This is a genomic window from Streptomyces sp. NPDC048637 (assembly GCF_040650675.1).
Classification (GTDB): Bacteria; Actinomycetota; Actinomycetes; order Streptomycetales; family Streptomycetaceae; genus Streptomyces.
This window is the reverse complement of sequence record NZ_JBEZHQ010000050.1, coordinates 1-22,742: the sequence shown is the minus strand read 5'-3', so window position 1 is coordinate 22,742 and position 22,742 is coordinate 1. Positions and strand designations below refer to the sequence as shown.

The window sequence follows — 22,742 nt, the reverse complement described above, 5'->3', positions numbered from 1 at the left end:
CAGGCCGGATCAGTCCGGCCGGGATCGGCCCGGATCAGTCCGGCCGGGATCGGCCCGGATCAGTCCGGATCAGCACGGAACAGTCCGGCCGGGAACAGCGTGGATCAGTCCGGCCCGCATCGGCCCGGATCAGTCCGGTCCGGCCCGGATCAGGCCCGGTCGGCCCGCGCCGGCGCCCCGGGTCTCAGCCGTAGAGCCGCTCCGCATACTGGGGGCCGTAGTGCTGCTCCAGCTCCTCCAGAGGCATGTCCGGGACCTCTAGGCCTTTGACGATCCGGGCCCGTGAGGGCAGCGCGTCCGGCTGCCAGGTCTCCGGCTGCCACAGCTCCGAGCGCAGGAACGCCTTGGAGCAGTGGTAGAAGACCTCCTCGACCTCCACCAGGAGCGCCAGCCGCGGGCGGTGGCCCTTGACGGTCAGCGCGTCGAAGAACGGAGCGTCGCGCAGCAGCCGGGCGCGGCCGTTGATGCGCAGGGTGTCACCGCGGCCCGGGAGGAGGTAGTTCAGCCCCACATGCGGATTGGCGAGGACGTTCATCCAGCCGTCCATGCGCTTGTTGCCGGGGCGGTCCGGGATCACGAGGGTGGTGTCGTCCAGGACATGGGTGAAGCCCGCGGGGTCGCCCTTGGGTGAGGCATCGCACCGGCCCTGCGCGTCCGCGGTGGCTATCACGCAGAACGGTGAGCGGGCCAGCCACCGGCGGTCGAGGTCGTGCAGGCGGTGACGGGTCTTGTTCGCCGCATGGGAGCTGGGCTCACCGATCAGCTCGCGCAGCTCCGCCTCCGATGAGATCTCCACGATCCCGGTCAGATCCGCCGTACCGGCCGTTTCCATCGTGCCCCCTCATGCCATGTCCCTCGTCAAGCCGTTTCCGACTTTACGGGACGGCTCTGACATCGGACCCGGCAGTGACGTGCGGGGTGACACACAGGCACAGAAACGGTGCGCCGCACCCAGGGTGTCCGGTGAGGGTTGTGTGTCGCTTCCTTCACCGTCACACCGCTGGCCCACCGTGCTTACCCAGCCGTAACTTACTTGTCAGTCAACTGCGTTGGCCCTTGCGATCCGGATCGCGTGAACGGCTCACCGAGCACTTCGGAGTCCCCTCACCCCGCAAGGAGCATCGTATGAAGCTGCGCTGGTCAAGAACGCTCACCCTCCTTCCCGCTCTCGCTCTCGCCCTCGGCGTCACCACCACCCCCGCTGCTGCTGCCGCCCCCCGCAATGCCGTCAGCAGCGGCTGGAACAACTACTCCTGCAAGCCCTCCGCCGCCCACCCGCGGCCGGTGATCCTGGTGCACGGCACCCTCGGCAACTCCATCGACAACTGGCTCGGCCTCGCGCCCTACTTGGTGGCCCGCGGCTACTGCGTCTTCTCCCTGGACTACGGTCAGCTGCCCGGCGTCCCGTTCTTCCACGGGCTGGGTGCGGTCGACGCGTCCGCGGGGCAGCTCGCCGCATACGTCGACCGGGTGCTGGCCGCCACCGGTACCCGGAAGGCCGATCTCGTCGGCCACTCACAGGGCGGCATGATGTCGCGGGTGTACCTGAAGTTCCATGGCGGCGCGGACAAGGTGAACACGCTGGTCGGGCTGGCCCCCGACAACCACGGCACCGATCTGAACGGTCTGACCCGTCTGCTCGACCACTTTCCCGGCGCCAAGAGGTACCTCGACGAGCTGACCCCCGGGCTGTCCGACCAGATCGCCGGCTCCGGCCTCCTCAACCGCCTCAACGAGGGCGGTGACACGCTCCCCGGGGTGCACTACACGGTGATCGCGACCAAGTACGACGAGGTCGTCACCCCCTACCGGAGTGCGTTCCTCGACGGCCCCGACGTACGCAATGTGGTGCTCCAGGATCTGTGCGCGATCGATCTCTCCGAGCATGTGGCCATCGGGCTCATCGACCGCGTCGCCTTCCGTGAGACGGCCAACGCCCTCGACCCGGCCCACGCCACCACGACGACCTGCGTGTCGGGCTGACCGGGAGCCGGCCCGGCCCCCGCTCCGGAGGCGGGGCCGGGCGGCGCTCCGTACCGGAGGCGGGGCCGGGCGGCTCCGTACCGGGGGCGAGGGTCAGCCGACGGCCAGCAGGGCGCCGGTGCACTGCTCCGCCAAGTCCTCGGCGTGCGGGGGCAGTGGTGTGCCGCCGCGCAGATGGCGGCGTACCAGCGACAGCGGGAGGTCGACGGCGGCGAGCGTCACCCGGTCGAAGCCTTCCCGGCCGTGCAGCCCCAGGGCCCCCGCGAGCGCCGCCAGCGCGGCGCGTACCCGCATATTCCCCTCTTCCGCGCGGAGCAGATATGCGTCGGACCAGTCGTCCCGCCCGAACTCCTGGGCCCCGTACAGGAGCAGCGCGGCCTCCGCCGGGTGTGCGCGGCTCCACGCCACGATGTGCCGGGCGGCCGCCCGGCACCCGGTGCGTGGGTCGTCCGACGATTCGAGGGCCTCGAAGTAGCCCGCCTGGAAGCTCTCGACGGTACGCAGCCACACCTCGGCGAGCAGTGCCGAGCGTCCGGCGAAACGGTGGTAGAGCGAACCGCTGGGTGCGCCGACGGCCGCCGCGACCGCGGACATGGTGACGCCCGAGGGCCCGGACTCGGCCGCCAGTCGTACGGCGGCGTCGAGGAGCTGAGCGGTGTCGAACCGGGGTGGCCTTGCCATGTTCTAGAGGGTACTCTCCACTATATTGGAGATGCGCCTCTAGAACGGGGTGCGAGCCAGGCGAGGCAGGGCGTGAGGGGTGCTTCCGTGCTGCCACGAATACACCGTCCCCCCGCTCGGCCCGGACCGCACCCTGCTGCGCCACACCCTTGCCATGCACGCCCGCGGTCCGGCCCGGCTCAGCCGGCCGCCGGCCTTCCGGCACCTCCACGGCGCGGTCCTGAGGACAGCCTGGACCACGCCGAACGGGCCTGTACGGGCCTGTACGGGCACCGTCGCCCGGACCGCCCGCCGGAGCCGCTACGTCCGGCTGCTCCGCCGCCTCATCGGGTAACCCGGCGCAGCGTCAGAAAGCCGACGGCTGCGCAGGCGAGTCCCGCCGGGATCAGCAGCAGCCATCCGGAGAAGGCCAGCACGGCCGCCGTCAGCAGTGCGCTCGCGCACCCGCCGCACCACAGGGGAGTGCGGCGGGGCAGCAGCACCAGCGCGGCGGCCAGGCCGGCGAGGGTCACCGCCGCCAGACAGGTGGCGGTGGCCCTCATCAGGAGATCCAGATCGGCGCCGCCGAAGCCCGCCGCCGTGGCCACGAGCACGGCCGCGGCGCCGAGCACCGCCAGCGACCGCCGTGGCACCTCGCCCGGCGCGCCGCCTTTGGCCAGCCCGCGCGGCGCCGCCCCGTCCCGGGCGAGCGCCGCACCGAGCCGGGAGGCCCCGGCCAGATACGAGTTGACCGCGCCGAAGGTCAGAAAGAGCGCCGCCGCGGCGGCCACGGGGCGGGCGGCGCCGCCCACGCTCCGGGCGAGCAGCTCGGTCAGCGGGGTGTCGGTGCCGGCCGCGGCCGGCCCCAGCGCACCGATCGTGGTCACCGCGAGCCCCAGATAGAGCACGGTGATGACGGCGAGCGTACGGCGCGTCACCCGCGGCAGGTCCCGCCCGGGATCGGCGAACTCGCCCGACAGATGGCTGGCCGCCTCCCAGCCGGCGAACGCGAAGAACAGCACCCCGGCCGCCGACCCGACCGAGGACCAGCCACCGGGCAGGAACGGCGTGAAGTGGCGGGCGGACACCTGTGGGGCGGCGGCCAGCACCGTGCCCAGCAGCACCACCGCCAGCAGCCCGCCGAGCAGCAGCTGCACCCGGCCGGACATCCGCAGCCCCACCGCGTTGGAGACCAGCGCCACCGCCAGCACCGCCCCGGCCACCACGGCCGCGCCCATGCCACCCCAACCGGCCGCGTCGGCCATGTACTTCCCGCCGATCCAGGCCGCCGAGACCACGCCGATCGGCACCGCCCCGTAGAACCACCACCCCACCACGGCCGCGGCCCGCGGCCCGATCGCCCGGTGCACATAGGTGGCCACGCCCCCGCCGTCGGGGAACCGTGCGCCGAGCGCCGCGAAGGAGGCGGCCACCGGCACGCACAGGGCGAGCAGGACCACCCAGGCCAGGATCGAGGCGGGGCCGGCCGCGTCGGCGGCGAGGGACGGCAGCGTCAGGACGCCGGGGCCGAGGACGGCCCCGGCGCACAGCGCGGTACCGCTGCCGACGCCCAGCCGCCGTACATCCGGTCGTTCGGATGCGGGAAGCGAAGTCTGTTGTACGGTCACAGTCGCTGAACGTAACCGTAAGATTGATCAATGTGGTCCCTGGCCGAACATAATTCGGCGGCTGCGGCACCATGGGGCTCATGGACGACATTGATTCGGCGATTGTCCGTGAACTGCAGCGCGATGCACGGCAGACCAATCGTGACCTGGCCCGCCGGCTGAACATCGCGCCCTCCACCTGCCTGGAGCGGGTCCGGGCGCTGCGTGCCCGGGGAGTGATCACCGGCTATCGCGCGACCGTGGACCTGCGCGCCCTCAACCGGCCCGTCCAGGCGCTGCTCACGGTCCGCATCCGCCCGATGAACCGCGAGGTCATCGAGCGCTTCAAGGCTTTTCTGACGTCCCTGCCCGAGGTGCTCAGCGTCTATGTCGTCGCGGGTGGCGACGACTTCCTCGTCCATGTCGCCGTCCCCGACGTCGACCGGCTGCATGCGCTCCTGATGGACCAGGTCTTCAAGCGCCGTGAGGTCGTCGACTGCCGGAGTTCGGTCATCTACCAGCATGTCGCCAACGACATCATCGAGGAGCTGCCGCCGATCGGCTCGTAACAGGGCGACGCCGCCCCCGAGGCGAAGAAGGGGGCGGCGTCGCTTCCCGGACGGGCCGGGGGTGCCGGGCTCAGCTGCGGTTCCGGGCGGCCCTGCGGCGGGTGGTGGTGAACAGGACCCCGGCGCCCAGGGCGAGCACGACGGCGCCGCTGATGGCGAGCGGGGCCGTGGAGCTGTCCCCACCGGTCTCCGCCAGCCGCTGGGCCCCGGCCGGACGGGAACCGCCGTCGGGGTGCGGGCCGTTGGCCTCCGAAGCACCGGCCGGGGCCGGGGCGCCGGCGTCCGCCGAGCGGACCGTGCCCGTGTGGGCGGTGCCGCCGCCGTGGTCGTGGCGGCCCGTGCCCACCGACGACTTGGGGGCGCCCGCCGCGATCTGGGCGTCGGTCGGCGCGGAGGCGGCCGGCGCGGGCGCCGTCGCGGAGCTGGCACCGGTGCCGCCGGCCTGCTTGCCGAAGACGACGTCCGAGCAGGTGTAGAAGGCCTCGGGGCTGTCCGACCGCTGCCAGATGCTGTAGATCAGATGGCGCCCGGACCGCGCCGGCACCTTCGCGTCGAAGAGGTACTCCCCGTTGGTCAGCTTCGGGTCCTTGACCTTTGCGAACGGCTTCGACTCCAGGTCGGACCACTTCAGCGGCTTCTTCGGGTCATAGCCGGCCTTGGTGAGGTACAGCTCGAAGGAGCCCCGGTGGGGCGCGGTGGCCTTGTAGTGGAAGGTGTGGCCGCCCGCCCGCATCGGGGACGACGGCCAGTCGGCGCGGGGCAGGTCCAGGCCCTTGTACTCCGCGCTGTTGGCGCTGCACAGCTTGCCGTCCGGGATCCGCGTCCTGGACTTGCCGCCCGCGTTGCCGTCCCGTACACCGTTCCAGTCGTAGAGCGCCTGGGCCCCGCCGGCCTGTACGGCGGCCTTGCAGGCCGCGGACTGCGGGCTCTCGGGGCCCTCCGCGTAGCAGGCCGACACCCGGCTGACCGGGTCCGTCATCGAACCGTGCGCGGCAGCCGGGCCCGCGGTGAGCGCGGTGAGCGCGAGCGGGGCGATACCGACCAGTGCGATCCCGGTGGCCTTGCGACGAACGGTCATCGTGGGGGTCTCCTTCATCAAGTGCGTCGAGTGGGGGCGGAGGGGAGCGGTGGGGGGTCGGGACACAGCCGGCGACGCCGCCCCCGGTGACCGGCGCCGACGGTCTGCGACCCGCTTTGCGAGAAGCACGCTAGCCGCGCTGAACAGCGGATTTGAGGGGCGAAGGGCGATCCTGGAGATCCTTATGGTGCCGTTAAGGGACGGCTAAGCGAGGGCTCATGCAGGCGGGGAGGAAACGGGCATCGCCGGGCGGTGAGCGTTGCCCGTGACGGCGGTCCGGTCGCCCCGAAGGCCGTGGCCGTGGCCGCCGTGTGCCGCTCTCGGTCCGTGCCCGCGGCGGGAGTTGTCGTCGCGCTCTTCGGGGCTCAGCGCCCTTCGGTGTTCGATGCTCTTCGGAGCTCAGCGGGTCGGGCTGCGGCCTTCGGCGTTCAACGCTCTACGGCGCTCAATGCTCTACGGCGCTCAATGCTCTACGGCGCTCAATGCTCTACGGTGCTCAACGCCCTACGGCGCTCAGCGGTCTTCAGCGCCGGTGAAGGCGGCCGGGTCGTCGATGTCGTCGAGAAGTGCGCTCATGTCGTTCGCCGGTCCGGCCCCGGCGGCCGACCGGAGCGGCTGCTCGGCCCAGATGATCTTTCCCTGGGGGGTGTAGCGGGTGCCCCAGCGCTCGGCGTACCGGGCGATGAGGAACAGGCCACGGCCTCCCTCGTCGGTGGTCCGCGCATGGCGGAGGTGCGGCGAGGTGCTGCTGCCGTCCGACACCTCGCAGATCAGCGTCCGCGCCCGGATCATCCGCAGGCCGATCGGTCCGGAGGCGTGCCGGATGGCGTTGGTGACCAGCTCGCTGACGATCAGCTCGGTGGAGAACACGAGCTCCTCCAGGCCCCACTCCGCCAGCCGGCCGGCGGCGGATCTGCGGGCCTGGCCGACCGCGGACGGATCGGCGGGGACCTCCCAGGTCGCCAGCTGCGCCGGCGCCAGCGCCCGGGTACGGGCCAGCAGCAACGCCACGTCATCGACCGGCCGGCCGCCCGGCAGACCGCCGATCACCGTGTCGCAGAGGTCCTCCAGCGGGGCCTGCGGATCGGCCAGGGCGGTACGCAGCCTGGTGATCCCCCCGTCGAGATCGAGGGCCTTCCCCAGCAGCAGACCGTTGGTGTAGAGCGCCAGCAGACTGCCTTCCGGCAACGGCAGTTCGACGGATTCGAAGGGCATCCCGCCCAGCCCCAGCGGCGGTCCGGTCGGCAGCTCCAGCAGCCGGCCGTTGCCCGCGGGACTGACGAGCAGCGGCGCGGGGTGACCGGCGCGGGACAGTGTGCAGCGGCAGCCGACCGGGTCGTAGACCGCGTACAGGCAGGTGGCTCCGATGACCCCGTCGTCGGCGTTCGCGTCGTGGGCGACCCGGTTGAGCATGTCGTCCAGGTGCGCCAGTACCTCTTCCGGGGACAGGTCCAGGTCGGCGAGCGCCTGCACCGCGGCCCGCAGCCGTCCCATGGTGGCCGCGGCATGCACCCCGTGGCCGACGACATCGCCGACCACCAGCGCGACCCGGGCGCCGGACAGCGGGATCACATCGAACCAGTCGCCGCCGACACCGCTGAGCGAGTCGGCCGGCAGATAGCGGTAGGCCGCTTCCACCGCGCACTGTTCGGGCAGATCGTGCGGCAGCAGGCTGTGCTGGAGGGTGAGGGCGGCGTTGTGCTCGCGGGTGTACCGGCGGGCGTTGTCGATGGAGATCGCCGCGCGGGTGACGAATTCCTCGGCGAGCACCAGGTCGTCGGGCTGGAACGGCCCGGTGTGCTGCCAGCGGGCGAAGGTGGCCGCCCCCAGGAAGGCGCCCCGCGCCCGGAGCGGCACCACCATCAGCGAGTGGAAGCCCAGCTCCCGCAGGTGCGTCGCCCGGACCGGGTCGTCCGCCGCCCAGTCACCGGCGGCGAGATCCAGCGTCTGGAACAGCGCGGAATTGCCCTCGATGAGACTCAGCACGACGGGCGCCGACGGGGGATAGGCGGCCGCCTCTCCGACCGCCACCACCGCCTCGGGGCAGCCCGCACGCACGGACTGCTGTCCCGCACGGCGCATGGTGACCAGATCCGCGGCATCGACCGGGCCGGGCGCCGGCTCCTCCCCGGAGAGCAGCGCATCGAGCAGATCGACGGTGACGAAGTCGGCGAGATCGGGCACCGCCGCATCGGCGAGTTCCTGCGCGGTCTGCCAGACGTCCAGGGTGCTGCCGATGCGCTCACCGGCCCGGTTCAGCAGGGCCATCCGCTGGCGCGCCCGGTAACTTTCTGTGACGTCCAGGACCATGTAGCAGACGCCCAGCACCTGACCGGCTTCGTCCTCCAGACGAAAGAACGAGGTGGAGTAGGCGTGCTCCCGCTCCGGGTCGGACTGCGGGCGTCCCAGGTACTCGTAGCCGACCGAGGGGGTACCGGTGCTCAGCACCTTGCGCATCTCGGCCTCGATGGCTTCCACGGCGAGGCCCGGCTGGATGTCCCGCAGATGCTTCCCGAGGCGCTGCTCGCGGCTGGTACCGCCCATCTTCTCCAGGGCGTCGTTCAGCCACACGAACTGCAGATCGGCGTTCACCATGGCCACACCGATCGGCGACATGCCGAGAATGCCCTCCAGGAAGGACTGGCTCGCTCCTGACCAGGGCGTCCGGGTCATCTCGGCGGCAAGGACGAGACGTGCGGAGGGCTCTTGGGCGTCCATGACCGGCAGGACGCGGAATTCCAGGTCGAGCCGGTGGCCGTCCTTGTGCCGTACGGCCTCCAGCCCGCTCCAGCCGTCCGCCGCTGCCAGCCGGGACTCCCACCTGCTGTCGTGTGACGCCCCGGGGGTCACCCCCGCGAACAGCTCCGCCAGGGGCCTGCCGACGGCCTCGGACACCGCATAGCCGAGAAGCCGCTCGGCGCCCTTCGTCCAGCCCTGCGCCACCCCCGCGCGATCGGCCATCACCACGGCCGTCCGCGTGAGGTCGAAGACGCCGTCTCCGGAGAGACGGCTGCTCTGTGAGGCACACATATGACCGGTCCAATGCCGGTCCCAACCGTGCGACGGGCGCTCTCGCACGGCGGCGCCGTCGCACCCGACCGGCCTCTACCACGGTACCCCGCACCCTGGCCGGGCGCTCTCCCCGGCGCCCGCGCCTGCCCGCGCGGCAGGCCCGGGAACCGCGTCCGCCGCCGTTGTCAGTGGGGGCTGTCACCATCGGCAGATGAGCACCGACGCGCCCGCCGACCCGTCCCGTCAGCCCTCGACCGACCCCCCCAACCCACCTGCCGACCAGGGGGAATCACCGCTGCCGACCGCCGACGCCGCGTACTGGGAAGCGGCCGCCGCATCCTTCGACGACGAGCCCGACCACGGCCTGCGCGACCCCGCCGTCCGCGCCGCCTGGGCCGCCCGGCTGCGCTCCTGGCTGCCGTCCGCGCCCGCCGCCGTCCTCGACCTGGGCTGCGGCACGGGAAGCCTGGCCCTGCTCGCCGCCGAGCAGGGCCATCGCGTCACGGGCATCGACCGCTCCGCCGGCATGATCGCGCGGGCGCGCACCAAGCTCGCGGGCCGCGATGCCGCGTTCCTGGTCGGTGACGCCGCCGAACCACCCGTGGGGGAGCGGCGGTTCGATGTCGTCCTGGTGCGCCATCTGCTGTGGGCCCTGCCCGATCCCGCGGCCGCCCTGCGCCGCTGGGCCGGCCTGCTCACCCCCGGTGGCCGGCTGGTGCTGGTGGAGGGCCGCTGGGGCGAGGCCGGCCCGGTCGGCATTCCGGCCGCCGAACTCTCCGCCCTCGTTGCGCCGTTGGCGGTGCGGACGCAGGTGGAGAGCCTCGCGCACGATCCGGCGTTGTGGGGCAAGGCGGTGGCCGATGAGCGGTATGTGCTGATCGCCGACCTCCCCCGTCGGCACACCGAAGTGGTCGATGTCCACCTGGTGTTGCGCCGCGGTGCGGAGGTGCTGCTCGCCCGCCGGGCCGGTACCGGCTATGCGGACGGTCTGCTGAACGTCCCTTCGGGCCATGCGGAGGACGGTGAGGATGTCCGGGAGGCGATGATCCGGGAGGCGGCGGAGGAGACCGGGCTCCAGCTGGCGCCCGAGGACCTCAGGGTCGCGCTCGTGATGCAGCACTGCGCCCCGCCCCCGGCGCGGCCCCGGATCGGCTGGTTCTTCGAGGCGGCGTACGGCGCGGGCGGCGAGCCGTGGAACCGCGAGCCGGACAAGTGCGCGGAGTTGGCGTGGTACCCGCTGGATGCGCTGCCGGACGACATGGTCGCCTACAGCCGGGCCGGCCTGGACGGGCTGCGTGCGGGGCACCGCTTCCTGCTCCACTGGCACCGTCCCGGCGACGCCGTCGCCTACGACCCGTCGGGCCCCGGCCGCGCGGTCGTTCTCGACGGACCGGGGGCCGACGGTGCGAACGGGGTGACGGGGTGACGGGGCGACGGGGTGAGCGTGGGCGGCGCATCGGCCACTTCTCAACCCGCCCGCCTGACACGGACCTTCAGGGAGTGGCCGGTGGCCGAGACCCCGGGGCGCGCCGACGCTCCGCACCGGCCGCCGACCGGTGCGGCGACGGCCCGCCGCCCACGAAGGAGGAGCCGCGAGCATGTGCGGAATCACCGGATGGATCTCCTACGACAGCGACCTCACCAGGCAGCGCGCCACTCTTGAGGCGATGACCGGAACCATGGCCTGCCGCGGCCCGGACGCGGCCGGTCTCTGGCTCGACACCCACGCCGCGTTCGGCCACCGCCGGCTCGCCGTCATCGATATCGACGGCGGCACACAGCCCATGACCGTCACCCACGACGGCCGCACCCTGCTCGTCACCACGTACAGCGGTGAGGTGTACAACTACCGCGAGCTGCGGGCCGAACTGGAGCAGCTGGGCCACACCTTCCGTACCCGGAGCGACACCGAAGTGGTGCTGCACGCCTACCTGCAATGGGGCGAGGCGTTCACCGAGCGCCTCAACGGCATGTACGCCCTTGCGCTCTGGGACCCACGAACCCAGCAACTCCTGCTGATACGCGACCGGATGGGCATCAAGCCGCTCTACTACCACCCCACCCCCGACGGGGTGCTGTTCGGCTCCGAGCCCAAGGCGATCCTCGCCCACCCCTCCGTACGCCCCATCGTCGACGCCGAGGGCCTCGCCGAGCTCATCACCTTCACCAAGACCCCCGGCCACGCCGTCTACAAGGGCATGCACGAAGTACGCCCCGGCCATCTCGTCCGGGTCGGCCGCGGCGGGGTGACCGTCAAGCGCTACTGGGCCCTCACGGCCCGCGAGCACACCGACGACCTCGGCACCACCGTCGCGCATGTCCGTGCACTGCTCGATGACATCGTGGACCGCCAGCTGATCGCCGATGTGCCGCTGTGCACTCTGCTCTCCGGCGGCCTGGACTCCTCCGCCATCACCGCGCTCGCCGCCGGCGCCCTGGCTGACCGGGGCTGCGGCCCGGTCCGCTCGTTCGCCGTCGACTTCACCGGCCACACCGAGAACTTCCAGCCCGACGCGCTGCGCGGCACCCCCGACGGGCCGTACGCCCACGCCCTGGCCGAGCACGTCGGCTCCGAGCACCACGACATCGTCCTGGACACCGCCGCCCTGATGGACCCCGGCCACCGCGCCGCGGTGCTCGCCGCCCGCGATCTGCCCAACGGCTTCGGCGACGGCGACACCTCCCTCTACCTGCTGTTCAAGGCCGTCCGCGAGCAGTCCACGGTCGCGCTGTCCGGCGAGTCGGCGGACGAGGTCTTCGGCGGCTACCGGTGGTTCCACGACCCCGAGGCCGTCCGCGCCGACACCTTCCCCTGGATCGCGGCAGGTCTCTCCGGCCGGTTCGCCGGGGGTGACGCCACCCGCGAGGCGCTGCTGGACCGCGGTCTGCTCGGCAAGATCGACCTGCCCGGATACGAGTCGCGCCGCTACCGCGAGGCGCTCGCCGAAGTGCCCTGCCTCGACAGCGACACCGGTCTCCAGCGCCGGATGCGCGAGATCAGCTATCTGCATCTGACCCGCTTCGTGCAGATCCTGCTCGACCGCAAGGACCGGGCCAGTATGGCCGTCGGCCTGGAGGTCCGCGTCCCGTTCTGCGACCACCGCCTCGTCGACTATGTCTTCAACACCCCCTGGTCGATGAAGACCTTCGACGGCCGGGAGAAGTCGCTGCTGCGCGCCGCCACCCGCGACGTGCTGCCCGACGCGGTGGCCGACCGGGTCAAATGCCCCTACCCCAGCACCCAGGACCCGCGCTACCACGAGGCGCTGCGCGGCGAACTGAAGGAGCTGGCCGCCGACCGGGCCGCTCCCGTCCGGCCGCTGCTGGATTCCGGCGCCCTCGCGGAAGCCACCGCCGACGGCGCGACCACCGACATCCGCCCCGGGGCCGAGCTGGTCCTCGGCATGAACGCCTGGCTGCGGACGTCGGGCACCACCCTGGAGCTGTGACCTTCCCCGAGCGGTGACACCTCCCGATCGGCAAGACCTCCCGACCGGCGAGACCTCCCGATCGGCGAGACCTCCCGTCACAGCGGGCGCTCCTGGCGCACAATGGATGCGACAAACACGCGCACCGACGGGTACGCAAACGCGCACGCCTCCCGGGGACGGCCCCCCGGGGGTACGCGCCGTCGCGCATCCGCCCGCCCCACCACCAGTACCAGGAGCGCCACCGTGTCCCCGCAGAGCTTGACCATCACCATCGATCCGACGGCGGTCACCGCGCCCTTCGAGCAGGTACGCACCCAGATCGCGGATCAGGCCAGGGACGGCGGTCTGCCGGTCGGCTACAAACTTCCCACCGTCCGCGGCCTCGCCGAAGACCTCGGCCTGGCCGCCAACACCGTCGCCAAGGCCTACCGCGCCCTGGAGACCGACGGGGTGATCGAGACCCGCGGCCGCAACGGCAGCTTCATCGCGGCGGCCGGGGAGGCCGCGGACAAGGAAGCCGCCGCGGCCGCCGAGAGCTACGCCCGCCGCGCCCGGCGCCTCGGCCTGGACCACCACGCAGCCCGTACGGCCGTCGAGAACGCCCTGCGCGCCACGTACGGAGCCGATGCCTGACCCTGCCCACCGCGCCGATGCCTGACCGCGCCTGCCGCGCCGGTGCCTGACCCCGCCCACCACGCCGGCGCCTGCCCACCACGCCGGTGCCTGCCCCCGCCCACCACGCCGGCGCCTGGCCGGCCCCACCCCACCGACGCATCACTGCCCCCCGAACCACCGCCCGAAAGGAGCCGCATGCCCAGCAAGCAGGCGCTCGTCCGCCGCCCCGGCCCCCGCCTCGCCGAGGGGCTGGTCACCCATATAGACCGGCGCCCGGTCGACCCCGCCCTCGCCCTGCGCCAGTGGGAGTCCTACGTCCAGGTGCTGCGCGAGCACGGCTGGCACACCACCGAGGTCGCCCCCGCCGACGACTGCCCCGACGCGGTCTTCGTCGAGGACACCATGGTCATGTTCCGCAATGTCGCACTGCTGGCCCGCCCCGGCGCCGGACAGCGCCGCCCCGAGATACCGGACGCCCGCGCGGCCGTCGAGGCGCTCGGCTGCTCCGTCAACGAGATCCGGGCGCCGGGCACGCTGGACGGCGGTGACATCCTCAAGGTCGGCGACACCGTCTACGTGGGCCGCGGCGGCCGCACCAACGCCGACGGCGTCCGCCAACTCCGCGCCGCCTTCGAGCCGTTGGGCGCCCGCGTGGTCGCGGTACCGGTAAGCCGCGTACTGCATCTCAAATCCGCCGTGACCGCACTCCCGGACGGCACCGTCATCGGCCATCCGCCCCTGGTCGACGACCCCGCCGCCTTCCCCCGCTTCCTGCCTGTCCCCGAGGAGTCCGGCGCCCATGTCGTGCTGCTCGGCGGCGGCAAGCTGCTGATGGCCGCCGGCGCGCCCCGCAGCGCGGAGCTCTTCGCCGACCTGGGCTATCAGCCGGTCGTCGTGGACATCAGCGAGTTCGAGAAGCTGGAGGGCTGTGTGACCTGCCTGTCCGTGCGGCTGCGTGAGCTGTATGCATGACGGGGCATCATCCTCCGGCGCTTCGTGTGCCTGCCCGGACCGCACACCTGACCGTGCCTATCGTGGCGCCATGAGCAACCTCGAACTCAGACCCGCGCCCAGCCTGTGCGGCGGCACCGGCCGTACGGGCCCGGTCCGCGACGTCCAGCCCGGCAAGCAGGTACCACTCGGCGAGAGCACCGTCGTCCGCAGACTGCTGCCGAACCTCGGCCGGCGGATGGTCGGCGGCTGGTGCTTCGTCGACCACTACGGTCCCGACGACATCGCCGACGAGCCCGGGATGCAGGTGCCGCCGCACCCGCACATGGGACTGCAGACCGTCAGCTGGCTGCACGAGGGCGAGGTGCTGCACCGCGACAGCCTCGGCAGCCTGCAGACCGTACGGCCGCGGGAATTGGGCCTGATGACGTCCGGCCGGGCCATCGCCCACTCCGAGGAGTCACCGCACGGCCATGGCCCGTTCCTGCACGGCGCCCAGCTCTGGGTGGCACTCCCCGGCGCACACCGTGACACCGCTCCGTCCTTCGAGCACCACACCGATCTGCCCGTGATCAACGGCGGCGGACTGTCCGCGACCGTCATCCTCGGCGAACTGGCCGGCGCCACCTCGCCCGGCACCACCTACTCCCCGCTGGTCGGCGCCGACCTCACCCTCACCGCCGGCACGGACACCCGCCTGCCGGTCGACCCCGACTTCGAGTACGCCGCGCTGACCATCTCCGGCGAGAGCGAGGTCGACGGCGTCCGCCTGGCACCCGGCGCCCTCCTCTACCTCGGCTGCGGCCGCAGCGAGTTGCCCCTGCGCTCCGACACCGACAGCAGCCTGATGCTCCTCGGCGGCGAGCCGTTCGAGGAGGAGATCGTGATGTGGTGGAACTTCGTGGGCCGCTCGCAGGAAGACATCGAGCAGGCCCGGGCGGACTGGATGACGGGCTCCCGCTTCGGCACCGTCCACGGCTACGACGGTGACCGGCTGCCCGCGCCCGAACTGCCGCCGGTGGAGCTGAAACCGCGGGGGAGAGTGCGGTGACCTGTGGGGGTGGCTGATGGGCGGGTCGCTGTGAGGGGTGGCCCTGCTCTCTGCCGGGCCGGGAAATCCAGGCCCGGTCGAGGGCAAGGGCACCCCTTATGCTTGTCGGCTTGGGCGTGGGCGAGGCGTATGGCCAAGTCGCCATCAGGCACTGGGACTCCAGGCTGTCGGGCCGGTCTCACCTCGTGGTGGGATTCGGGCCCACTCTGCACTGGTACTGCTTCAAGAAGCGTCCGTGTGCGGACAGCGGTGTTCCGCTTTTGCGTCTGACCTCTATGTCGACAGTGATGGCACTCCGGGTCAGCAATGGACCGAGCCGCGTAACAAGTGGCCAGAATCTCCGGCTTCCCGTGGGCGCATCATTTCCCTGAGCACTGACCAGATTCGCCGGGGTCCGGATCCCGGTGAAGGGGGGGCGCATCTCGGAGGTCGCATCCGCTTCCTCAATGAGGGCGACACGATGCGCCGGCACTGTGCTGGTGGCTGCGGAGTCGGGGTGCCAAGCGGTATCCGGCGGCCGAGGATGCCGGGCGCCATGCGCTTCCGGCCGTCCTCTCCGGAGCGGAATACCGCGGCGCCGGAGGGGGACGGGTGGCGGCCGGGCGACGACCGAGTGCGACCGTGCCGGACTCCGGCAGGGTGCTGGGTCCGGTCCCCGGCGGCAGCGGTTTTTCTTTCGTCCGCTGGGCGCCGGCCAGTTGTGGTTTACAGGTAGAGACCCGCATCCGCCCCCGGGTCCTGGGCCGGGACCGAGGCGGGGCGGTTGCCGCGGCGGAGTGCGTACAGTTCGGCGAGGGTGGCGCCGTCGCGGCCGATGCCCTGGTCCGTGCCCAGCCAGTGTGCTGCTTCGGTGCGGTTCAGCGGGCCGACCTCGATACGGGCCAGGCAGCGGCCGGGGCGGACCACCGCGGGGTGCATCCGCTCCAGGTCCTCGTTGGTGGTCACCCCGACCAGGACGTTCCGGCCCTGGCCCAGCAGACCGTCCGTCAGATTGAGCAGCCGGGACAGGGCCTGCCCTGCGGCATGCTTGGCCTCGCCGCGGATCAGCTCGTCGCAGTCCTCCAGGAGCAGCAGCCGCCAGCGGCCCTTGCCGGTGCTGTCGTCCTCACCGATGGCGATGTCCATCAGATAGCCGACGTCGTTGAACAGCCGCTCCGGGTCCAGGACGCAGTCCACCTGGCACCAGTCCCGCCAGGAGCGGGCCAGGGTGCGCAGCGCGGAGGTCTTGCCCGTACCGGGCGGTCCGTGCAGCAACAGCAGGCGGCCGGAGATCTCGTCGGGCGCGACCTTCATCAGCCGGTCCATCGCGTCGGCCACCGGCGCCGTGTAGTTGGGGCGGATCTCCTCCCAGGTGCCCGCCGAGATCTGCCGGGAGGTACGGTGCGGCCCGCGGCGCGGTGAGAAGTACCAGAAGCCCATCGGGACGTTCTCCGGCTGCGGCTCCGGTTCGTCCTCCGCCCCGTCCGCGGCCTGTCCCAGTACCTTCTCGGCCAGCTCGTCGGTGACGGCGGTGACCGTCACATCGGCGCCGCGGTTCCAGCGGGAGATCAGCAGGGTGAAACCGTGGCCCTCGGCGAGGGTGGCGCTGCGGTCCTCGTCCTTCGCCGCGCGCAGGATCCGGGCGCCCGGTGGCAGCAGGGTCAGCCCCGACCGCACCCGGTCGACGGACCGGCTGCGGGCGTACGGCTGCTCTCCCTTGGCGAACCGGCCCAGGAAGAGCGCATCGACGACATCGGCGGGCGAATCGCTGTCGTCCATGGTCAGCCGGAGCGGAACGGACTCCTCGGCGGCGGACGGCTGGACGTGATCGGCACACATGCCGCCATGATCCGTCACGGCGGCCCGCCACGTACACGGATTATCCCGGCGTTTCCCCGCAGTCGAGCACCCCAGCCGACCACCACAGTCGAACGCCCCGACCGAGCACCACAGCCGAGGGCCCCGACCGAGTGCCCCAACCGGGCGTCCCGACCGAGCGCCGCAGCCGAGCGCCGTGGCGGGCGCGACGGACGAAGGGCGGAACCTGCGCGGCCGGGCCGCGGACGCGAGGGGTGGCCGGTCGCCCACGGCGGGCCGCCCACAGACGGCGCAATGGCGGTCCGGTGGGCGGGCCGTCCGGAGACTGGGGGGACGTGCCGCGAGGCGAGGTGACCGCCGGAAGGAGCCGCGTCCGTTGGAGCCGCCGGGCGGAACCCCCCTCACGGTGGTCATGGTCTGTCTGACCGTGGCCACCGGGATGCTCGATGCCGTCAGCTTTCTGGCGCTCGGTCAGGTCTTCACCGCCACCCAGACCGGCAATCTGCTCTTTCTCGGCTTCGGTATCGCCGGGCAGGGCGGGCTCCCGGTGGTGGCGACGATGATCTCGCTCGGCGCCTTTGTGCTGGGCGCGGCCCTCGGGGCGCGGATGGAGTCCACCCTGGCCGCACGGTCGTACCAGTGGTTCCCGGCGGCGCTGGCCGTGGAGGCGGCGCTGCTGTTCTCCGCCGCGGCGGCGGCCTGGGAGTCGGGGCCGTCCCCGGGGCTGCCGCCGGGCCGGCGCAGTGTCGTCATCGGCCTGATGGCGGTGGCGATGGGCATGCGCAATGTCACCGCCATGCGGGCCGCCTCGCCCGACCTCACCACGACCGTGGAGACCCGGGCGATGACGGCCCTGGTCAGCGGGTCGCCGGTGGGGCGGGACCGGCGGCTGGGATACGGCAGCCATGCCGCGGGCCGCCGGCTGCTCTCGGTCGCCTCGATGTTCGCCGGCGGTCTCCTCGGGGCCGGGCTGCTCGGTCTGGGGACCCGGCCGACGCTGGTGCTCCTGCTGGTGGCCGTCTTCGTCGCGGCCACCGCCTTTCTCGTGCCCGGCCTCGCCCGCCGTCGGCATCACACCGAGGACTGATCGCGCAAGGGCGCCGAGGCGCTGTCAAAAGGCCGCGCGGGCCCGGACGCAGATGCCAGGACGTCTCCCGGACTGTCCTCGGCGCCTCGCGCCTAGGCAATGACCGGGCAGTGAACATCCCCCCGGACCGGCAGATTTGCCGTGAACCGCAGACGACTTTTGGCATGGACACTTCCGGCATCCCGCGAGTCTTGCTACGACAGATGTGGCAGAGATCCTGCTAAGGGAGGTTCCATGAGACTGTCCCGATTCGCGGCCTTGACGTCCGCCTTCTTCGTCACCACGGCGCTCGCGCTCACCGGCGCGAGCGCCGCCGCGTCCGCCCAACTCCCCACCGCCACCGGCTATGTGGCGCTCGGCGACTCCTACTCCTCCGGCGTCGGAGCCGGCAGCTATGACAGCGCCAGCGGCTCCTGCAAGCGCAGCACCAAGGCCTACCCGGCCCTCTGGGCTGCCGCGCACTCCCCCTCGTCCTTCCAGTTCACCGCCTGTTCGGGCGCCCGAACGGGTGATGTTCTCAGCAGTCAACTCGCGCCCCTCAACGGCTCCACCGGTCTGGTGAGCATCACCATCGGCGGCAATGACGCCGGATTCGCCGACACTATGACGACCTGTGCGCTCCAGGGCGAGAGCGCCTGTCTGACCCGGGTCGCCCAGGCCCGGAGCTACATCGCCAACACCCTGCCCGGCCGGCTCGACGGGGTGTACAACGCCATCTCCCAGAAGGCCCCGGCCGCGCAGGTGGTGGTCCTCGGCTATCCGCACTTCTACAAACTCAAGGGAAACTGCATCGCCGGTCTCTCCGAGAAGTCCCGCGCCGCGATCAACGCCGCCGCCGACGACATCAACGGCGTCACCGCCAAGCGGGCCGCCGACCACGGCTTCTCCTTCGCCGATGTCAACGCCACCTTCTCCGGTCATGAGCTGTGCTCCGGCAGCGCCTGGCTGCACAGCGTGACGTTCCCCGTCCTGGAGTCCTACCACCCCACCGCCACCGGCCAGTCCGGCGGCTATCTGCCGGTGTTCGCCTCCGCTGCGTGACGACCCGTACGCCGGGCGCCGGGGAGAGGCCGTGATCCCGGTCTCTCCTTGTGCGTTCCGGCGGCCCGTCAGACACCCCGCGCGGCCCGCCCCGGCATCCGACGGTTGCTCAACTCGCCCTGCTCCGGCCCGTGTACGTGACATTCCGTATGGTGTGCGTCAACGTCAGAGCGAGGCAGGTGAATCCGGTGACCGGTCTGCACGCGTGTCCTCCAAGAGAGATAGGGTTACCCTGCCCGGGCCGGGTGCCCTCATAGGGTGGGGAGAGTCATGGAACAGATAACAGTGCGTAGCAGGGCGCGAGTCCCTGCCATCAAGTGCGGGAGCGTCGCATCCAGTGCGCGTCTCGACCGCCATCTCGCGGTGCTGGGTGGTCCTGCCATCCCGCAGCGCGAGGCGGAGGGTGCGACGTCGCTGATGCAGGAGCTCACCGCTCGTGATCACTCGCGTACGAGGAATGGCCGCGGCGCCAGGGTGTCGCTGTTCGCACCGCTGCGCAGGCTGCGGCGCTCGCTGTTCGGCGGGCACGGCTGACCCGTTTTTGAAGCGGCATCTCGGGCGGTCACACCGTCCCGGCGCGGCACTGCGGTCCGATCGCTCATCAGACCCGGGGCGCCGGCGATACGTCGGTGTGCTCGCCGGGGCGGGACTCCTCGCCCCGGAGGTGCCGTGAGCCGCTCGCCCCTTTCGCCCGGCCCCGTCCCCGCCCGGCCGGTTGCACCACTCCCCACCACCCGTCGCTCATGCTGCGACGGGTGGTTTGCTGTGCGGGGCTCCCGGCGGGCCGTGGTCGGATGTCCGGCGCTACAACAGCGCGAACTGCCCCTCCGGGCCCTCCTCGTGGTGGTCGAGCACGGAGGCCGGGCGGTGCGCGGAGGCCGGCGCCGGGAGGATGCCCGCGGCCCGCAGTTCACCCGCCGTCAGCTGTGGGGCGTCCGCCGTGATCTGCCTCAACTCCGTGCACTGCGGCCGGAGTTCGGACAACAGCGCCAGCACGGTGATCAGTTCCAGCAGCTCCGAGGTCCACTCCTGGGGCCAGCTGGTGGGGCGCAGCGCGGCCAGTGAACCGGCCTCGGGCGGTTCCGTTCCCGCGCCGGTGCGCTCGGCGTACCACGCCTCCAGCACACGGGCGCCGCCCGCGTGGAAGTCCCAGGCGCCCGGCGGCACCGGCGAGATCCGGCCGCTGCCGAGGAGCAGCGCCTCCTCCTCCGGGTCGTAGCCGAGGGCCCCGGGCAGCCCACGGCCCGGCAGTGCGGAGCGTACGTACGGGCGGCGGCCGCCCGGCATCCGGGGCCGCTCACCCGACGGCCCGCCGTCCGCCCCGTGCACAAAGGCGCCCCGGGTGCCGAGCCACAGCAGCCGTGCGCCGAGCGTGACGCCGCGCTCCCAGAGTTCCGGGTCGGTGGTGAGCGGGACCGCGCAGCCGTCGGGGGAGTGGTGGGCGCTCGCGGCGAGCCAGGCGAGCAGGTCCGTCGGGTCCACCTGGCGGTCCAGGCGCCGGCCGAGCAGGGCGAGCAGGCCCGGGGCGATGTTCGGCTCCCGTCCGCCGGGCCGCCGGTAGAGCGGGTGGATCCGTCCGGGGCGGCCGGCCGGCGGCCGCCCGTCCGGCAGCAGCGCCGAGCACAGCACGGCAGGTCCGGGCAGCTGCGGCACCTGCCCCCACTCGACCGCGAACAGCTGCCGTTCGTCCGCGACCCGCCACAGCTCCGGGCGCGCACCGTCGATCAGCCGGTGGTCCGGCAGCAGCCACTGCTGGTCGAACGGGCCGTGCAGGATCCGCACCGGCTCGGGGCACGGCCCGCTCGCCCGGTACAGCCGCCCGGTCGGGGTGGCCTGGCCCGGCAGCTGGCCGACGGCGGAGTGCAGGGTCCGGGCCCGGGACGGCCGGAACAGCCGCTCGCGTTCCACCGCGTCCTCGGCGGCCACCAGCGCCGCCCAACGGGCGCGCAGCGTGGCCGGATCCGGCGCCCGCACCCAGGAACGGCCGAGCCGCAGCGGCGCCACGGACCACGGCATGAGATCGGACAGCCGTGGCGTGTCCTGCTTCGCCGTCACGCGGAGCCCCTCCCGGACCGTTCGATGGACCCCGGCATGGTATCCAGCGGCCCCGCGGCCGCACCGAATCCGCAGGCCATACCACCCGTCCGGGACGGGCGGAGGCGGTCTTCCGCTTGCTGATCTTGACGGAGTACGGTCCTCGCCGTACGCCCGACCACGCGGTGCGGACCCGGCTCCGTCCCGCGCGCGCCGGGACCTGCTCAGGGGAGGACCGTCATGACGGACACCACCTCCCCCACGCCGGAACGGCGCGGGGGAACCCCCATCGGTGCCCGGGCCGGGGCACGGCTGGACCGGCTGCCGCCGTCCCGGTGGCACCGCCGGATCACCCTCATCGTCGGCATCGGCGCCTTCTTCGATCTCTACGAGATCTTCCTCGGCGGGGTGCTGGCCGCGGCCCTCGCCGAACAGTGGCACCTCGGGCACACCGCGAAGTCCTGGGTGATCGCCGCCGGTTTCCTCGGGATGTTCGTCGGTGCGAATGTGCTGTCGGTGCTCGCCGACCGCTTCGGGCGGCGCCGGATGTTCCTGGTCAACCTGGGGGCGTACGCGTTCTTCTCGCTGCTGTGCGCCGCCGCCCCGAACCTGTCCTGGCTGCTCGTGCTGCGCTTTCTGTCCGGTCTCGGGCTCGGCGCCGAACTCGTGCTGGTGGACACCTATCTCGCGGAGTTCCTGCCCCGGGCGGTGCGTGGCCGCTATATCGCCGCTGCCTACACCATCGGCTTTGCCGGGGTTCCGGTCGCCGCGCTGCTCGGTGCCCGGCTGGTGGCCGCGCACCGGCTGTTCGGCATCGAGGGCTGGCGCTGGCTGCTGGTCGCCGGTGCGCTGGGGGCCGCTTTCCTCCAGGTGATGCGGCGCCAACTCCCGGAGTCACCACGGTGGTTGACCGTGCAGGGGCGTGGCGAGGAGGCCGAACGGATCGTGGCCGGGCTCGAGGAGCGGGTGGCCCGGGAGCGCGGTGGCAGCCTGCCGTCCGTCCCGGAGGCGGAGACGGTCCCGGAGCGGAAGGTGCCGCTGGTGGAGATGTTCCGGGGCGAGCAGCGGCGGCGCACCGTCATGTGGTGGATCTTCCAGGTGCTGCAGACCGTCGGCTACTACGGCTTCGGGTCGCTGGCGCCGGTGGTGCTCACCGCGAAGGGCCACACCGTCACCGAGTCGCTGCTGTACGCGGCGCTGAGCTTCTGCGGCTATCCGATCGGCTCCGCGCTGTCCCTCCCGCTCATCGACCGGATCGAGCGCCGGACACTGATCATCGCCTCGGCGCTCGGCATCGCCGGCTGCGGCCTGGCCTTCGGCTTCGCCACCGCCGCCTGGGCCGTCGTCACCTTCGGCTTCCTGCTGACGGTGTGCAGCAACGTCTTCTCCAACGCCTTCCACGTCTACCAGACCGAGATCTTCCCGACCGGTCTGCGCAGCAGCGCGATCGGTATCGCCTACTCACTGTCCCGGCTCACCTCGGTCGTGCTGCCGTTCGTCGCGCTGAGCGTACTGACCGACCTCGGCCCGCCCGCGGTGTTCACCGGCTCGGCGGGACTGATGGTGCTGCTGTGCCTGGACGTGGCACTGCTGGGCCCGCGCAGTACGGGCCGGAGCCTGGAGAGGATCTGACCCGCGTTTTTGGCTGTCCCTCCGTGTGGGACCTCGCCGTTTGTGGCCCGCGGCGCTTTGCTTTTCGGCCCACGTTTTCGGCTGTCCAGCCGCGGGGGCTTCTCGCCGTTGCGCCTGGCGGCGGGCGGGTCCGCTGCGCGGGGCTGTCGGGGTGCGGTGACGGGCCTCCGGGGGCTGGTGTGTGGACTGCTTCG

General features: G+C 72.3%; 18 protein-coding genes. 11 read left to right on the top strand and 7 right to left on the bottom strand.

Features of this window, described 5'->3' with window-relative positions; all coding sequences use genetic code 11:
* Positions 1-184: 184 nt before the first annotated feature.
* Positions 185-832, bottom strand: coding sequence for a pyridoxamine 5'-phosphate oxidase family protein (locus AB0C46_RS36545; protein ID WP_362833357.1), 648 nt, complete (start codon positions 830-832; stop codon positions 185-187).
* Between the two features lie 293 nt (positions 833-1,125).
* On the opposite strand from AB0C46_RS36545, the gene AB0C46_RS36540 reads away from it, so the two are divergent.
* On the top strand, positions 1,126-1,983 hold the full coding sequence (locus tag AB0C46_RS36540) for an alpha/beta fold hydrolase (RefSeq protein ID WP_362833355.1): 858 nt from the start codon (positions 1,126-1,128) through the stop codon (positions 1,981-1,983).
* A 93-nt stretch (positions 1,984-2,076) separates the two neighbouring features.
* Here AB0C46_RS36540 and AB0C46_RS36535 read toward each other — a convergent pair whose 3' ends face one another.
* Both AB0C46_RS36535 and AB0C46_RS36530 read right to left on the bottom strand, forming a co-directional pair.
* Positions 2,077-2,664: a helix-turn-helix domain-containing protein gene (locus AB0C46_RS36535; RefSeq protein WP_362833353.1), complete on the bottom strand. Its 588-nt coding sequence runs from the start codon at positions 2,662-2,664 to the stop codon at positions 2,077-2,079.
* A 323-nt stretch (positions 2,665-2,987) separates the two neighbouring features.
* Positions 2,988-4,271, bottom strand: coding sequence for an amino acid permease (locus AB0C46_RS36530; protein WP_362833351.1), 1,284 nt, complete (start codon positions 4,269-4,271; stop codon positions 2,988-2,990).
* Positions 4,272-4,351: 80 nt separating this feature from the next.
* Here AB0C46_RS36530 and AB0C46_RS36525 point away from each other — a divergent pair, with 80 nt between their 5' ends.
* Entirely contained in the window at positions 4,352-4,819 is a 468-nt protein-coding gene (locus AB0C46_RS36525) for an Lrp/AsnC family transcriptional regulator (RefSeq protein WP_362833349.1), read from the top strand.
* Between the two features lie 70 nt (positions 4,820-4,889).
* Here the strand turns inward: AB0C46_RS36525 and AB0C46_RS36520 are convergent, their stop codons facing one another.
* Together AB0C46_RS36520 and AB0C46_RS36515 are read right to left on the bottom strand one after the other, a co-directional pair.
* On the bottom strand, positions 4,890-5,897 hold the full coding sequence (locus tag AB0C46_RS36520; protein ID WP_362833348.1) for a lytic polysaccharide monooxygenase: 1,008 nt from the start codon (positions 5,895-5,897) through the stop codon (positions 4,890-4,892).
* Positions 5,898-6,410: 513 nt separating this feature from the next.
* A complete protein-coding gene (locus AB0C46_RS36515) occupies positions 6,411-8,927 on the bottom strand; it encodes a SpoIIE family protein phosphatase (protein ID WP_362833346.1) in 2,517 nt (838 codons plus the stop codon).
* Between the two features lie 193 nt (positions 8,928-9,120).
* Between AB0C46_RS36515 and AB0C46_RS36510 the strand changes: the two genes are divergently transcribed.
* The 5 genes from AB0C46_RS36510 to AB0C46_RS36490 all read left to right on the top strand — a co-directional run bounded on the left by AB0C46_RS36510 (position 9,121) and on the right by AB0C46_RS36490 (position 14,957).
* Positions 9,121-10,335 carry a methyltransferase domain-containing protein gene (locus tag AB0C46_RS36510; RefSeq protein WP_362833344.1) on the top strand — a complete coding sequence of 405 codons (1,215 nt, stop codon included), beginning with the start codon at positions 9,121-9,123 and terminating at the stop codon, positions 10,333-10,335.
* Positions 10,336-10,507: 172 nt separating this feature from the next.
* The gene (gene asnB, locus AB0C46_RS36505) at positions 10,508-12,358 is read left to right on the top strand and encodes an asparagine synthase (glutamine-hydrolyzing) (protein WP_362833342.1); all 1,851 of its coding nucleotides are present in this window, start codon (positions 10,508-10,510) and stop codon (positions 12,356-12,358) included.
* 225 nt (positions 12,359-12,583) lie between these two features.
* On the top strand, positions 12,584-12,973 hold the full coding sequence (locus tag AB0C46_RS36500; protein ID WP_362833340.1) for a GntR family transcriptional regulator: 390 nt from the start codon (positions 12,584-12,586) through the stop codon (positions 12,971-12,973).
* Positions 12,974-13,150: 177 nt separating this feature from the next.
* Complete coding sequence (ddaH, locus tag AB0C46_RS36495; protein ID WP_362833338.1) at positions 13,151-13,927, top strand: dimethylargininase; 777 nt, start codon at positions 13,151-13,153, stop codon at positions 13,925-13,927.
* Positions 13,928-13,997: 70 nt separating this feature from the next.
* Positions 13,998-14,957 (top strand): pirin family protein, encoded by a 960-nt coding sequence (locus AB0C46_RS36490; RefSeq protein ID WP_362833336.1) that lies wholly within the window; start codon positions 13,998-14,000, stop codon positions 14,955-14,957.
* Between the two features lie 705 nt (positions 14,958-15,662).
* Here the strand turns inward: AB0C46_RS36490 and AB0C46_RS36485 are convergent.
* Positions 15,663-16,775 carry a DUF5925 domain-containing protein gene (locus tag AB0C46_RS36485; RefSeq protein ID WP_362833334.1) on the bottom strand — a complete coding sequence of 371 codons (1,113 nt, stop codon included), beginning with the start codon at positions 16,773-16,775 and terminating at the stop codon, positions 15,663-15,665.
* Positions 16,776-17,130: 355 nt separating this feature from the next.
* On the opposite strand from AB0C46_RS36485, the gene AB0C46_RS36480 reads away from it, so the two are divergent.
* From AB0C46_RS36480 to AB0C46_RS36470, 3 genes are all read left to right on the top strand, one after another.
* Positions 17,131-17,841 carry a YoaK family protein gene (locus tag AB0C46_RS36480; protein ID WP_362833333.1) on the top strand — a complete coding sequence of 237 codons (711 nt, stop codon included), beginning with the start codon at positions 17,131-17,133 and terminating at the stop codon, positions 17,839-17,841.
* A 234-nt stretch (positions 17,842-18,075) separates the two neighbouring features.
* Positions 18,076-18,882 carry an SGNH/GDSL hydrolase family protein gene (locus AB0C46_RS36475; RefSeq protein ID WP_362833331.1) on the top strand — a complete coding sequence of 269 codons (807 nt, stop codon included), beginning with the start codon at positions 18,076-18,078 and terminating at the stop codon, positions 18,880-18,882.
* Between the two features lie 270 nt (positions 18,883-19,152).
* A complete protein-coding gene (locus AB0C46_RS36470; RefSeq protein WP_362833330.1) occupies positions 19,153-19,416 on the top strand; it encodes a hypothetical protein in 264 nt (87 codons plus the stop codon).
* Between the two features lie 270 nt (positions 19,417-19,686).
* Here the strand turns inward: AB0C46_RS36470 and AB0C46_RS36465 are convergent, their stop codons facing one another.
* On the bottom strand, positions 19,687-20,937 hold the full coding sequence (locus tag AB0C46_RS36465) for a type ISP restriction/modification enzyme (RefSeq protein ID WP_362833328.1): 1,251 nt from the start codon (positions 20,935-20,937) through the stop codon (positions 19,687-19,689).
* A gap of 219 nt (positions 20,938-21,156) precedes the next feature.
* On the opposite strand from AB0C46_RS36465, the gene AB0C46_RS36460 reads away from it, so the two are divergent.
* On the top strand, positions 21,157-22,548 hold the full coding sequence (locus tag AB0C46_RS36460; RefSeq protein ID WP_362833327.1) for an MFS transporter: 1,392 nt from the start codon (positions 21,157-21,159) through the stop codon (positions 22,546-22,548).
* Positions 22,549-22,742: the final 194 nt, after the last annotated feature.

Coding starts and splice junctions, on each gene's coding strand:
- AB0C46_RS36545 (WP_362833357.1), bottom strand. CDS start 832: ATGGAAACGGCCGGTACGGCGGATCTGACCGGGATCGTGGAGATCTCA.
- AB0C46_RS36540 (WP_362833355.1), top strand. CDS start 1,126: ATGAAGCTGCGCTGGTCAAGAACGCTCACCCTCCTTCCCGCTCTCGCT.
- AB0C46_RS36535 (WP_362833353.1), bottom strand. CDS start 2,664: ATGGCAAGGCCACCCCGGTTCGACACCGCTCAGCTCCTCGACGCCGCC.
- AB0C46_RS36525 (WP_362833349.1), top strand. CDS start 4,352: ATGGACGACATTGATTCGGCGATTGTCCGTGAACTGCAGCGCGATGCA.
- AB0C46_RS36520 (WP_362833348.1), bottom strand. CDS start 5,897: ATGACCGTTCGTCGCAAGGCCACCGGGATCGCACTGGTCGGTATCGCC.
- AB0C46_RS36515 (WP_362833346.1), bottom strand. CDS start 8,927: ATGTGTGCCTCACAGAGCAGCCGTCTCTCCGGAGACGGCGTCTTCGAC.
- AB0C46_RS36510 (WP_362833344.1), top strand. CDS start 9,121: ATGAGCACCGACGCGCCCGCCGACCCGTCCCGTCAGCCCTCGACCGAC.
- asnB (WP_362833342.1), top strand. CDS start 10,508: ATGTGCGGAATCACCGGATGGATCTCCTACGACAGCGACCTCACCAGG.
- ddaH (WP_362833338.1), top strand. CDS start 13,151: ATGCCCAGCAAGCAGGCGCTCGTCCGCCGCCCCGGCCCCCGCCTCGCC.
- AB0C46_RS36490 (WP_362833336.1), top strand. CDS start 13,998: ATGAGCAACCTCGAACTCAGACCCGCGCCCAGCCTGTGCGGCGGCACC.
- AB0C46_RS36485 (WP_362833334.1), bottom strand. CDS start 16,775: ATGTGTGCCGATCACGTCCAGCCGTCCGCCGCCGAGGAGTCCGTTCCG.
- AB0C46_RS36475 (WP_362833331.1), top strand. CDS start 18,076: ATGAGACTGTCCCGATTCGCGGCCTTGACGTCCGCCTTCTTCGTCACC.
- AB0C46_RS36470 (WP_362833330.1), top strand. CDS start 19,153: ATGGAACAGATAACAGTGCGTAGCAGGGCGCGAGTCCCTGCCATCAAG.
- AB0C46_RS36460 (WP_362833327.1), top strand. CDS start 21,157: ATGACGGACACCACCTCCCCCACGCCGGAACGGCGCGGGGGAACCCCC.